Source organism: Arcanobacterium sp. (ex Cirak et al. 2026), assembly GCF_053585065.1.
Genome location: NZ_JBQJCE010000015.1, coordinates 1 through 12,092, shown reverse-complemented (window position 1 = coordinate 12,092; position 12,092 = coordinate 1). Strand labels below are relative to the sequence as shown.

Genomic DNA, 12,092 nt, shown 5'->3' with positions numbered 1-12,092 from the left:
ATGAAAGTCGTTATTCTCGGGTCAACGGGTTCAATCGGAACTCAAGCGCTGGATGTCATTGCTCGTCATCGTGATCTTTTCGACGTCGCCGCACTCGCCGCTGGTGGATCACACGTGCGGCTGCTCGCAAAGCAAGCGCACGAATTCGGCGTCGGCGCTGTGGCATTGGCTGATTCAGCGTCGGTAGCGGCATTCCGTGACGCTTATGAAACGTTGACTAACGCAGCTCTTCCACAACTTTTCGTCGGAAAAGATGCCGCCTGCGCAGTGGCGGGTCTTGCTGACGACGGTGTCGTCCTGAATGGGATCACAGGATCCGTTGGTCTGCGTCCCACCCTCGCAGCACTGAACTCGGGTGCGACTCTTGCATTAGCAAATAAAGAATCCCTTGTTGTCGGCGGTGGGTTGATTTCTGATGCATGTGTGCGTCCGGGGCAGATTGTTCCAGTGGATTCTGAGCATTCCGCGATCTATCAAGCGTTGCGATCGGGACGTCATCATAAGGGATTGACCAGCCCGAACCAGGATGGGTACAGCGAGGTGGCGCGACTCATTTTGACAGCGTCCGGTGGCCCATTCCGAAACTTCACCCGCGAGCAGATGGCTCAGGTGAGTGCCGATGAGGCGCTCAACCACCCCACCTGGAGCATGGGGCCAGTGGTAACGATCAATTCATCGACCTTGATGAATAAAGGCCTCGAATTGATCGAAGCGTCGTACCTTTTTGATATTGAGCCCAGTCGTATTATTCCTGTGGTTCACCCACAATCGGTTGTGCACTCGATGGTTGAATTTATCGACGGTTCTACGATCGCTCAGGCTTCTCCACCCGATATGCGTTTGCCTATCGCTCTGGGGCTTTCTGCCCCGATTCGTTTGGATGATGTTGCCACACCAAACTCGTGGCAGAGCGCGACAAGTTGGACTTTTGAGCCTCTCGATGAGGAACGATTCGAGGCAGTGAGTATCGCACGTGAGGCGATGTCAGCTTCCCCGTTGCACCCTGCAGTGATGAACGCTGCGAACGAGGAAGCAGTCGATGCATTCTTGGACGGCAACATCGGCTACCTCGATATCATTTCAACTGTTAGGGAGGTTCTTTCCCGTTTCACACATCCTGGTGAGTTGACACTCGAAACGGTTCTTGGGGTTGAGGAATGGGCTCGTCGATGCGCTCATGAGGTGATGGCGTGAGCTTCGCACTGGGTGTGGTGATCTTTGTACTTGGCATTCTTGTGAGTGTTGCCTTGCACGAGTTTGGACATTTGATTCCCGCAAAGCTCTTCGGTGTCCTCGTTCCACGGTATTTCGTCGGGTTCGGACCGACGCTAGTGTCGCGTGTGTGGCGTGGAACTGAATGGGGGATCAAAGCAATCCCTTTGGGTGGCTTTGTTTCCTTAGCTGGTATGCTTCCCCCTGCTCCTGCAGGAACAAAAATCACCGATGCTGCCGGTCACCCAACGATGGCTGAAGAAGCGCGAATTGAGAGCCGCAACGAAATCCCGCTTGGACAAGAGCACCGTGCTTTTTGGCGTTTGAGTGCGCCCAAACGCCTTGTTGTTATGTTCGGTGGGCCATTCGTGAATTTTCTTCTTGCCCTCGTCTTTGTCCTTGTATCAATGTGTGCAATCGGCTCGGCACGTCCCTCGACGACTCTCGCGCAAGTACATTCGTGTGTCACCAAGCAATGTGAACAGACTGCCCCAGGGAAGTTAGCTGGCATGGAAGCGGGGGATCGGATTGTGTCATGGAATTCTCATCCTGTGTCATCGTGGGCTGACGTGCAACATCAGATTGCACTGAGCTCAACGACGTCGGTGCCTGTGGTGGTGGAACGTTCCGGGCGTCAAGTGAACCTCGACGTCGCCGCTGTGAGAGTTCCTGGTCGAGATACCCCCGTTGTGGGAATTTCACCAGCGTTTGTTACTGAGCGTTCTAGTATGTCGCAGGCACTTGCTGCTACGGGGCACCTCACTGTTGCAACAGCCTCGGTGATCGTCAAACTCCCAGTTGCGTTGTGGGATGTCGTTGTGGCAACCGCAACAGGTGCTCCGCGAGACCCCGGCGGAATTGTCGGATTAGTCGGGGTAGCCGATGCTGCAGGTCAGATTGCATCCGCGGATGCGCACCAGTACACATTCGCGCAACGAGCCGGTGACATGCTGATGCTTTTAGCATCACTGAATATGTCACTGTTTATTTTCAATCTTTTGCCTCTTCTCCCTCTCGATGGTGGGCATATGGCCGCTGCTATGTGGGAGATTGTCCGACGGCGATGGTCGGTTCTGCGACGTCGTCCGAGCCCCGGGCCGGTAGATACGGCGGCGCTCTGGCCGCTGTCTCAGGCTGTGGTGGCATTTTTTATTTTGATGACCGTGGCACTGATTGTGGCCGATGTCCTTCACCCTGTGCTCTAAAACCGACTAAAGTGGTGGCGCTACCTGTAAGGAGAAAAGATGAATCCGATTGCACTTGGAATTCCGAGTGTCCGTGAGGTTGACGAACCTCTCACCGCTCGCAAAGTGACTCGCCAAATTAGTGTGGGAAATGTTCGTGTCGGCGGCGATGCGCCTGTCTCGGTACAGTCGATGACCAATACGAAGACCTGGGATATCGGCGCTACTCTCCAGCAGATCGCTGCGCTGACGGCAGCGGGTTGTGACATTGTGCGAATCGCATGTCCCACTGACAAAGACGCTGAAGCGATCCCCGTCATCGTGGAGAAAAGCCAGATTCCCGTGGTGGTTGATGTCCATTTCCAGCCGTCGTACGTTTTTACGGCGATTGAAGCTGGCGCCGGCGTTCGAGTCAACCCCGGCAATATTAAGAAATTTGATAACAAGATTCCCGAGATCGCGGCCGCTGCCAAAGCGAATGGCACTGCGATGCGCATCGGTGTCAATGCTGGTTCGTTGGATCCTCGCCTGCTGAAGAAGTATGGAAAGGCCACTCCAGAAGCACTTGTTGAATCTGCGGTGAACGAAGCGCGTCTCTTCGAAGACGCAGGATTCTACGATTTTGCTATTTCTGTTAAGCACCATGACCCCGTGACGATGATTAAAGCCTATCGACTCCTGTCTGAAAAGGGGGATTGGCCACTTCATCTGGGTGTGACGGAGGCTGGGCCGATGCTCCAAGGCACAGTTAAATCATCCACCGCGTTTGCGGTCTTGCTGTCCGAAGGAATTGGTGACACGATTCGTGTCTCGCTTTCGGCTGATCCTGTGGAAGAGGTTAAGGTTGGCGAACAAATTCTTCGCAGTTTGAATCTGCGTCCCAAGAAACTTGAAATTGTCTCATGTCCTTCGTGCGGACGTGCTCAGGTTGACGTGTACTCCTTAGCGGATAAGGTCACTGAAGGATTGAAGGATGTCAGCTTCCCGTTGCGTGTTGCTGTGATGGGCTGTGTTGTTAATGGGCCGGGCGAGGCTCGAGAAGCCGATCTCGGTGTGGCGTCTGGCAACGGCAAGGGACAGATCTTCGTCAATGGAAAGGTCGTTGAAACCGTTGCTGAGGAAGATATTGTCCAAACGTTGATTCGTCGCGCACGACTAGTCGCCGAAGAGCTTGGGCTCGACGAAGACCCGTCAACGTCACCTGAAGTTCTCGTTTAACAATGTTTTTCTTCTCTCGCCGGTCGGTACGTCGGCTGACCGCCTTCGACCGACCGGCGTTAGTTCGTCTCTATGAGCAGGATCCAGTAGCGACGGTACTTGCTCGTGTCCATTTGGACAGACGTCGGTCGTTAACAAATGCTGTGGGGCTTTTTGATTCCGATGGTTTGCGTAGCGCAGCCTGGATCACCGGCACGTTGGTGCCTTTTGGATTCGATGAAGGCGGGCTCGATCATCTCTCGGCATATCTGGGGGATTGCGGTTGTGCGGCCTCGTCTATTGTTGGCCCCCAAGATCAAGTGATGGGGTTGTGGCATCGCCTTGAGCCGCACTGGGGACAGGCTCGCGAAGTGCGCGAAACTCAGTATTCGATGGTTTTTCGTCGCTGGAGTCAGGTCACGCCAGATCCGATGGTTCGTCGAGCCGAGCCTCGGGAAGCGCATCTTGTGTACCCAGCGTCGGTGGCAATGTTCACCGAAGAAGTAGGCTATGACCCGTCCGGACGCTACTATCGCAACCGCGTCGAGGATCTCATCGTCAACAAGCGAACCTTTGTGCGAATGGGACAGTCAGCGAATGGTCAGCCTCGCGTCGAGTTTAAAGCTGATGTCGGAGCACTCGCCGGATCAGTTGCCCAGATCCAGGGAGTGTGGGTAGCGCCTGAGCTGCGTGGGATGGGAATTGCGAGTGCCTGTATGGCGAAAGTTGCACAGATTGTGTCCCGTGAGATTGCTCCAACTGTGAGTCTGTATGTCAATGACTACAATTTGCCAGCCCTGCGTGTGTATGAAAAGGCAGGGTTTGTGACAGTCGGCCATTTCTCAACCGTTCTCTTGTAACTTCACTCTCCCCGCGCGGTAAACTGGGCATGTGCTGAAAATGTCAAATCTGTTCGTCCGCACGCTCCGAGAGGATCCTGCCGACGCCGAAGTGAATTCTCATAAGTTGCTGGTTCGTGGCGGTTACGTCCGTCGAGTTGCTCCGGGTATCTACACCTGGTTGCCGCTAGGCCTGAAGGTGCTGCGCAAGGTGGAAAACATCGTTCGTGAAGAGATGGATGCTGCTGGCGCTCAAGAGATGCTTTTCCCTGCTCTTCTCCCACGTGAACCTTACGAGGCGACCAATCGTTGGGAAGAGTATGGTCCAAACCTTTTCCGTTTAAAGGATCGCCGCGATAACGACTATCTCCTCGCACCCACGCACGAGGAAATGTTTACTGTGGCCGTGAAGGATATGTACTCCTCATATAAGGAATTGCCTGTCACGCTCTACCAGATCCAGACAAAGTACCGTGATGAAGCCCGCCCTCGTGCTGGAATTATTCGCACTCGCGAATTCATCATGAAGGACGCTTATTCGTTCGATATCAATGATGACGGTTTGGCTGCATCATACGAAAATATGCGTACTGCTTACCAAAAAGTTTTTGACCGACTCGGTTTGCCAGTGGCGATCTGCTCGGCGACCTCGGGAGCCATGGGGGGATCACGTTCGGAAGAGTTCCTTTTTCCGTGCGCGATTGGTGAAGATACGTTCGTGCGTTCGTCTGGCGGCTACGCTGCAAACACAGAAGCAGTGACAACTCCCGAGCTACCTGAACAAGATTACTCCGGCGTCGGCGAAGCGACAGCTGTGACCACCCCAAATGCCAAGACGATCGATGACCTAGTCGGCGTGCTCAACGACGTTGTCCCGCGTGCTGATCGTCCGTGGGAAGCCCGCGATACCCTCAAGAACATCGTCGTCGCTTTAACGCATCCAGATGGGGAACGAGAGCTTGTCGTCCTCGGCGTCCCCGGCGATCGCGAAGTCGATCTCAAGCGTGTGGAAGCAAATGTTGCCCCCGCTGAAGTTGAGATGGCGACGCCTGAAGATCTCGCCAAGCATCCTGAACTTGTGGCAGGCTACATTGGCCCACGTTCGATCGGCCCGAACTCGCCTGCCCGCGTGATGGACGAGGAAGGCAACATTTCTGGCTCTGTGCGCTATTTGCTCGATCCACACGTAGCGAAGGGCAGCGCGTGGGTCACCGGTGGTGATGAGCATGAGACGCACTTGATCAACATGGTCTATGGCCGTGATTTCGTTGCTGATGCCATGATTGAGGCTGCAGAAGTCCGTGCAGGTGATGAAGCTCCTGATGGATCTGGCTCCTTGTCCATTGAGCGTGGCATTGAAGTGGGACATATTTTCCAGCTTGGCCGCAAGTACGCAGAGGCACTCGATCTGAAAGTCCTTGACCAAAATGGCAAGTCTCAGGTGGTCACGATGGGGTCATACGGCATCGGCGTTTCGCGTGTCATGGCATCTCTCGCTGAGCTCAACTGCGATGAGAAGGGACTTGTGTGGCCGACACATATCGCTCCGGCGCAGGTTCATGTCCTTGCCACGGGGAAGGGCGAGGAGGTCTTCGAGGCCGCGGAGCGCATTGCTCGCGAAATCGAAGCCGCCGGCTACGAAGCGATTGTTGATGATCGTCGCAAGGTTTCGGCGGGAGTCAAGTTCGCAGATTTCGAGCTCTTGGGTATGCCCTACGGCGTAGTCGTGGGTCGTGGCTTGAAAGATGGAGTGACGGAGATCCGCGATCGCCGTGAAGGAACAGCGGTTGAGGTCTCTGTTGACGACGTCGTGGAGAAGGTGCTCGAACTTCTCAGGTGAGTCATCAAACTGCGGGGGAGGGGTTGCCTCCCCCGCAGTTTATTTCTGCGTAGATCACGTGAGTTTAGTATTTTTCTAAGCCCGGAAGTGGCCCGAGATCGGGCGCTCCCGGGATCGCCTGCATTTGGCTTCCCAATGCGAGGAGCGCATCCGTTTCTTTCACGTCAGCGTGGTGTGCCATTCGAAGCATTCGCGAATAGAGGAGGTCATATGCGGCTTGCGGGATGTCATGGCTGATGGACTGATACGTTGGGCGAGTATCTTGCACTCCTGAGGCGAGTGCCTCGTGAATAATGCCATTGAGCGTGGAGATCAATGCTCGTTTTTCTTCATCTCCGGATCCGCGGGTTCGTGCCGCCCACACCTCGAACCATTCGCGTGCAGTCTCAATATCTCTGACCGCTTCAGGTGAGTCGGCAAGCCGTGCTAGTGCTCCGACGTCGGGGAGCGCATGTTGCTGGTGAAGGCGCGCTGAAGCTGCAAAAGCAATCGACATCCCGAGTTCACGATCGGCCTGAAATGATGCCCCGCGTTTGACGATGTCAGTTAAGAGTTCGTGATCTGAACCGCGGACATAGTGAGGTGATGGATTGGCGTATCCGTGCGGTGCATGGCCTTCCGGCCACGCGCGCCAGACACCTCCGAGAGCTTTTTCCCAGACGGCGGCTTCATTGGAGATCGACGTTTTTGTCAGCGCGTGGACACGCAGAGCAAGCTCTTGTCGGGAGATTTCTTGTGCTGACGGAGGTTGTGGATTGATCGTGTGGATGTCGAGTCGCACACCCATGACAAGCATGACCACAACGAATACCAGAGCAGTAACCATCAGCGTGCTAACAAAACGAATGCGTGATCCCATAGGAGTAATTTTGCCACAAAGAGCCTCTCGTCCCGAGAGGGGCGGTAGGCTTAAAGTATGGCGAATGATCAAAACCAAGATATTTTCAATCTCCTGGCGCCGTCGGTGGCACAGGCGGGTCTCTACCTTGAGGCTGTTCGAGTTGTTCGCGCCGGAAAACACACGAGCGTGCGCGTTATCGTTGATCTTGAATCGGGGCCTGGGGGTGTAGATAGCGACGCACTGGGCGATGTCACTCGTGAAATTTCACAGACGCTTGATCGACATGATCCCATCAGTGGGCCGTACACCTTGGAGGTTTCTACTCCGGGCGCTGAGCGAAAACTGACCACGCCGCGTCACTTTTCCCGTGCGATCGGCCACCTTGTGAATATTGCCTTGGAATCTGGCAATATTCAGGGACGGGTTTTGCATGTCAGCGATGATAAAATGTTGCTTCGCATTGAATCGAAAAGCGCCGAGGAACGTGAGATCCCCTTCTCGCAGATCCGTAGCGCGAAAGTGGTGCTCGAGCTGAAGAAGCCTGAAGGAGAGTAAACGTGGACATTTCGCTAAATGAGCTGAAGGTTGTTGAGTCTGAGCTCGGCGTAAGCTTGGATGTTCTTCTGGGAGCGATCGAGGACGCCCTCATCCACGCCTACTTGCGTGTTCCGGGAGCTGTGCGTGGTTCGCGCGTTGAGCTGAACCGCACCACTGGCAAAGTCACTGTGTGGGCTCCTGAACTTGATGAAGAAGGCAACAAGATCGGTGAGTTTGATGACACCCCCAATGATTTTGGACGGATCGCAACTGCGACTGCGCGTTCAATCATTGCCCAGCGCCTTCGTGATGCAGAGACGAAGCGTATCCTCGGTGATTTCGCCGGTCGTGAAGGCCAGATCGTTTCCGGCGTGGTCGATGGACCTGCGAATAACCATCCAGAATCGCGCGATCTGTTCATCGAACTTGGCGAAAATAGAGGAATCTTGCGTGGGGAAGAACAAGTGGCGTCAGAGCACTATCGCCATGGTGATATGATTCGCGCGCTTGTTCTTGATATTTCAGTTGGACAACGTGGAGCATCAATCCGTTTGTCGCGTTCGCACCCTGATTTTGTCCGTCGGCTCTTTGAAACTGAGGTTCCTGAGATTTCCGATGGCATTGTTGAAATTGTTGCCCTGGCTCGCGAAGCAGGTCATCGATCAAAAATTGCTGTGTGGTCCAATGATCCCGCTGTTGGCGCGAAGGGTGCATCTATCGGTCATAATGGCCAACGTGTTCGTGCGGTCACACAAGAGCTGAATGGTGAGAAGATCGACGTCGTGGATTATGACGATGACCCGGCAGTCTTTGTGGCGGCTGCCCTTTCGCCCGCCAAGGTTGTGCGCGTTGACATCCTGAACAAGGATATGCGCCAAGCTCGTGCAATCGTCCCTGATGACCAGGCTTCCCTTGCAATTGGCAAAGAAGCGCAAAACGTTCGCTTGGCTGCAAAACTGACAGGATGGTCGATTGATATTCGTAAGGCGAGTGAAGAAACAGCGGACTAACTGACTTTCGTTCTGACGTGAGTGTGTTCACCTCAAGGTGAGCACACTCATTGTCTTTTTGTCTGTTTTATACGATAGAATGAGACGCGTATGTGCTCTTCTCAGTATGCGCCAAAGCGCGAACCGCTCCGGACTTGTGTCGGTTGTCGGGAGAAGAATACCCAGCGAGCACTCATCCGTTTGAAGCTCGTGGCTGGTCAAGTCACGGTCGATAGCGAGGGTGCGATTCCAGGGCGAGGAGCGTGGATTCATCCCACATCGTCCTGCTATGACATCGCGCAAAAGCGTCACGCTTTCGCCCGTGCGTTTAAAACGCATTTGGCGGATACGCGCGCTTACGCGCACTGGTTAAACGAACGAGGCCCCCAGGCTTCAACTTCACACGAAGGCGGGTAGGAAAGCTATGGAAACCCGATGAGTATCCAGCGATGAGCTACCAGAAATAGGCCCGCGTATGCGGGCCATGACAAAGGAGAAATGTGGCAAAGGTCCGCGTACATGAACTCGCCAAAGAAATCGGCGTCACAAGCAAGAAGCTGCTTGAAACGCTGAAAGCAAATGGCGAATTCGTCAAAAGTGCGTCCTCGTCGATTGAGGCGCCCGTTGTGCGTATCGCACGCGAATATTACGAAAAGCATCCAGAAGAGCGTGATTCTGCTCCTGCTGCGAAGAAGGAAACACCGCAGGCTACTCCTGCAAAGGCGGTTCCAGCGAAAGTAGCCCCTGCAACACCAGTTTCGGCTACCGTTGAGAAGGCAGAAGAGAAGACAGCTCCGGCTCCTGTAATACCGGCATCCCCGGCAAGAAAACCGGCTCCCAAGCCGGGTGCATCAAATATGCCCAAACCAGGATCGAAGAACAAGCCAACCCCGCATAAGCCTCAGGAACAGGCGAAGCCTGAAGTTGCGAAAGAAGCTCCCAAACCGAAGCGTACAGTTGCTACGCCTGGTGAAGCTCACCGTAGCGCTGAGGCAGCCCGTGACGCAGTTGCCCCACGTCCACAGCGCCGCGGTCCGCGTCCAGGGAACTCGCCGTTTGCTTCACATCAGGGAATGAACTCCGGCCGCAAGGGTCCTCGCCCAGGAAATTCGCCTTTCGGCTCGAACCAAGGAATGGGTACGCGTGGGAAACCAGGTGCAGGAAAGTCTGCTGGAGCTGGTAAGCCGGGTGCTCAGAACGCTCAAAGTGGGCAGAATGCAGGATCAGGTTCGCGCCGCTCCGGCGGTACACCAAAGCCAGGTGCGCGTCGTCCGTCGCCAGCTCTGATGCCTGATCAGATGCCGACGCCGTCGAATGATTCGCGCGGTGGTCGTGGCGGTCGCGGTGGTCGCGGTGGACATGGTGCCACGGGGAATCGTCCGGGCGGCGGCTTTACTCGCAGTGGTGGCAAGGCTCGTGGCGGTTCAACTGCCGGTGCATTCGGTCGTGGAGGCAAGGCACGTGGCCGTAAGAAGCAAAACAACAAGCGCGAGTTTGAAGAGCAAAGTTCACCGATGTTGCAAGGCGTTCAGGTGCCCCGCGGTGACGGTTCGACTATCGTGCGTGTCCGTCAAGGCGCATCGCTGGCTGACTTTGCTGAGAAGATTCAAGCTGATCCTGCAGCACTCGTGACTGTTCTTTTCCGTATGGGGGAAATGGCCACTGCTAACCAGTCCCTTGATGAGGACACGTTCCAGCTGCTAGGCGCAGAGCTCGGATATGACATCAAGATCATGTCCGTTGAAGACGAGGACCGTGAGATCCTCGAAGCCTTCGACATCGATCTCAAGGCTGAAGAGGCTGATCAGGATCCGGATCGTCTCAAGCCGCGTCCTCCAGTTGTGACTGTGATGGGTCACGTCGATCACGGTAAGACCAAACTTCTTGACGCGATCCGTCATGCGGATGTTGTTGAAGGCGAAGCTGGCGGTATTACTCAGTCCATTGGTGCATACCAAACACACGTGGATGTCGAGGGTGAACGACGTACAATCACCTTTATCGATACCCCAGGTCACGAGGCGTTCACACAGATGCGTGCGCGTGGTGCAGACGTCACGGACGTCGCCATCATCGTCGTTGCCGCAAACGACGGTGTGATGCCACAGACCGTTGAAGCAATCAACCACGCGAAGGCTGCTGAAGTGCCGATCATCGTGGCAGTAAACAAGATCGATCTTCCTGAGGCGAATCCCGGTAAGGTTCGTGCCCAGCTTACTGAGTACGAATTGGTGGCTGAAGAATACGGTGGAGACGTTCCGTTCGTCGATATCTCGGCGAAGAAGAAGATCGGTATTGAAGAGCTTCTCGCTCAGGTCATTACGACCTCGGATATTTTGGTGACGCCGCAGGCAGATCCGGAAGGCCCGGCTCGTGGCGTGGCGATCGAAGCGAAGCTTGACCAGGGACGTGGCTCAGTCATTACTGCTCTTATCCAGAATGGCACCCTGAAGATTGGCGATTCCGTCGTCGTTGGCACTGCTTACGGCCGTGTTCGTGCGATGGCCGATGAATGGGGACACCGTATTGAGGAAGCAGGTCCGTCGCGTCCGGTGCAGATGCTCGGCCTGACGTCGGTTCCTGGTGCAGGTGACCAACTAATCGTTGCTGAGGATGACCGCACTGCGCGACAGATTGCTGAGCGTCGTGAAGCTGCTAAGCGCGCTGCGACTTTGGCCAAGCGCCGCAAGCGCATCTCGCTTGAGGATCTTACTGCTGCCATTGAAGAGGGCAAGATTGAACATCTCAACCTCATTATCAAGGGTGATTCGTCTGGTTCCGTTGAAGCTCTCGAATCGTCGCTGTATGAGATCGAGGTTGGTGATGGTGAAGTTCAGCTCAACGTGATCCACCGTGGCGTGGGTGCAATCACTCAGTCCGACGTTGACCTTGCGACTGTTGATAATGCTGTGATTATTGGCTTCAATGTTCGCCCGGCTGAGCGCGTGCAGGAACTTGCTGACTCTGAAGGCGTTGAGATGAAGTTCTACAACGTCATCTACGACGCGATTGACGAAGTTGAGTCCGCAATGAAGGGCAAGCTCAAGCCGATCTATGAAGAGCACCAGTTAGGCTCGGCGGAGATTCGCCAAGTCTTCCGCTCAGGAAAGTTCGGCAACATCGCTGGATCGATCGTGCGAAAGGGAACCATTAAGCGTGGCACCAAGGCACGTCTTGTTCGTGATGGCTCCGTCATTGCACCCGACCTGGAAATCCAGTCGCTTCGTCGTGAAAAAGACGATGTGACCGAGGTTCGCGAGGGTTACGAGTGTGGTATCACACTGGGCTACAAGGACATCAAGGAAGGCGACATCATCGAGACGTGGGAGATGCGCGAAATCCCACGCGACTGATCCATGCATGACCGATGAGCGTGGGCGGGGGCCGGCCCCCCCCCACGCCACCACCAAGATAACAAGAAAGAGAAAATTATTACGGATCAACCCGCAGCAA

General features: G+C 55.0%; 10 protein-coding genes. 9 read left to right on the top strand and 1 reads right to left on the bottom strand.

Annotated features, from left to right (window positions below):
- From dxr to ACTOVJ_RS07385, 5 genes are read left to right on the top strand one after another with little or no spacing between them, the layout of a single operon-like run.
- Positions 1 to 1,194 carry a 1-deoxy-D-xylulose-5-phosphate reductoisomerase gene (gene dxr / locus ACTOVJ_RS07405; RefSeq protein ID WP_449504409.1) on the top strand — a complete coding sequence of 398 codons (1,194 nt, stop codon included), beginning with the start codon at positions 1 to 3 and terminating at the stop codon, positions 1,192 to 1,194.
- A complete protein-coding gene (locus tag ACTOVJ_RS07400; protein ID WP_449504408.1) occupies positions 1,191 to 2,417 on the top strand; it encodes a M50 family metallopeptidase in 1,227 nt (408 codons plus the stop codon). Before dxr ends, ACTOVJ_RS07400 begins: the two co-directional genes overlap by 4 nt.
- Before the next feature lie 39 nt (positions 2,418 to 2,456).
- Positions 2,457 to 3,614 carry a flavodoxin-dependent (E)-4-hydroxy-3-methylbut-2-enyl-diphosphate synthase gene (gene ispG / locus ACTOVJ_RS07395; protein ID WP_449502307.1) on the top strand — a complete coding sequence of 386 codons (1,158 nt, stop codon included), beginning with the start codon at positions 2,457 to 2,459 and terminating at the stop codon, positions 3,612 to 3,614.
- Between the two features lie 2 nt (positions 3,615 to 3,616).
- The gene (locus ACTOVJ_RS07390; protein WP_449504407.1) at positions 3,617 to 4,453 is read left to right on the top strand and encodes a GNAT family N-acetyltransferase; all 837 of its coding nucleotides are present in this window, start codon (positions 3,617 to 3,619) and stop codon (positions 4,451 to 4,453) included.
- Between the two features lie 40 nt (positions 4,454 to 4,493).
- Positions 4,494 to 6,272, top strand: coding sequence for a proline--tRNA ligase (locus ACTOVJ_RS07385; protein WP_449504421.1), 1,779 nt, complete (start codon positions 4,494 to 4,496; stop codon positions 6,270 to 6,272).
- A 64-nt stretch (positions 6,273 to 6,336) separates the two neighbouring features.
- On the opposite strand, the gene ACTOVJ_RS07380 is transcribed toward ACTOVJ_RS07385, so the two are convergent.
- The gene (locus ACTOVJ_RS07380) at positions 6,337 to 7,131 is read right to left on the bottom strand and encodes a hypothetical protein (protein ID WP_449504406.1); all 795 of its coding nucleotides are present in this window, start codon (positions 7,129 to 7,131) and stop codon (positions 6,337 to 6,339) included.
- A 57-nt stretch (positions 7,132 to 7,188) separates the two neighbouring features.
- Here ACTOVJ_RS07380 and ACTOVJ_RS07375 point away from each other — a divergent pair, with 57 nt between their 5' ends.
- The 4 genes from ACTOVJ_RS07375 to infB all read left to right on the top strand — a co-directional run bounded on the left by ACTOVJ_RS07375 (position 7,189) and on the right by infB (position 11,992).
- Positions 7,189 to 7,668 (top strand): ribosome maturation factor RimP, encoded by a 480-nt coding sequence (locus ACTOVJ_RS07375; protein ID WP_449502304.1) that lies wholly within the window; start codon positions 7,189 to 7,191, stop codon positions 7,666 to 7,668.
- A gap of 2 nt (positions 7,669 to 7,670) precedes the next feature.
- Positions 7,671 to 8,660: a transcription termination factor NusA gene (gene nusA, locus ACTOVJ_RS07370; protein WP_449502303.1), complete on the top strand. Its 990-nt coding sequence runs from the start codon at positions 7,671 to 7,673 to the stop codon at positions 8,658 to 8,660.
- A gap of 90 nt (positions 8,661 to 8,750) precedes the next feature.
- A complete protein-coding gene (locus tag ACTOVJ_RS07365) occupies positions 8,751 to 9,056 on the top strand; it encodes a YlxR family protein (RefSeq protein ID WP_449504405.1) in 306 nt (101 codons plus the stop codon).
- 83 nt (positions 9,057 to 9,139) lie between these two features.
- Positions 9,140 to 11,992, top strand: a complete 2,853-nt coding sequence (infB, locus tag ACTOVJ_RS07360) for a translation initiation factor IF-2 (RefSeq protein ID WP_449504404.1) — start codon at positions 9,140 to 9,142, stop codon at positions 11,990 to 11,992.
- Positions 11,993 to 12,092 lie beyond the last annotated feature (100 nt).

Bases quoted from the DNA above. Each gene is read 5' to 3' on its own strand.
- dxr (WP_449504409.1), top strand. From the start codon at position 1: ATGAAAGTCGTTATTCTCGGGTCAACGGGTTCAATCGGAACTCAAGCG.
- ispG (WP_449502307.1), top strand. From the start codon at position 2,457: ATGAATCCGATTGCACTTGGAATTCCGAGTGTCCGTGAGGTTGACGAA.
- ACTOVJ_RS07390 (WP_449504407.1), top strand. From the start codon at position 3,617: ATGTTTTTCTTCTCTCGCCGGTCGGTACGTCGGCTGACCGCCTTCGAC.
- ACTOVJ_RS07385 (WP_449504421.1), top strand. From the start codon at position 4,494: ATGTCAAATCTGTTCGTCCGCACGCTCCGAGAGGATCCTGCCGACGCC.
- ACTOVJ_RS07380 (WP_449504406.1), bottom strand. From the start codon at position 7,131: ATGGGATCACGCATTCGTTTTGTTAGCACGCTGATGGTTACTGCTCTG.
- ACTOVJ_RS07375 (WP_449502304.1), top strand. From the start codon at position 7,189: ATGGCGAATGATCAAAACCAAGATATTTTCAATCTCCTGGCGCCGTCG.
- ACTOVJ_RS07365 (WP_449504405.1), top strand. From the start codon at position 8,751: ATGTGCTCTTCTCAGTATGCGCCAAAGCGCGAACCGCTCCGGACTTGT.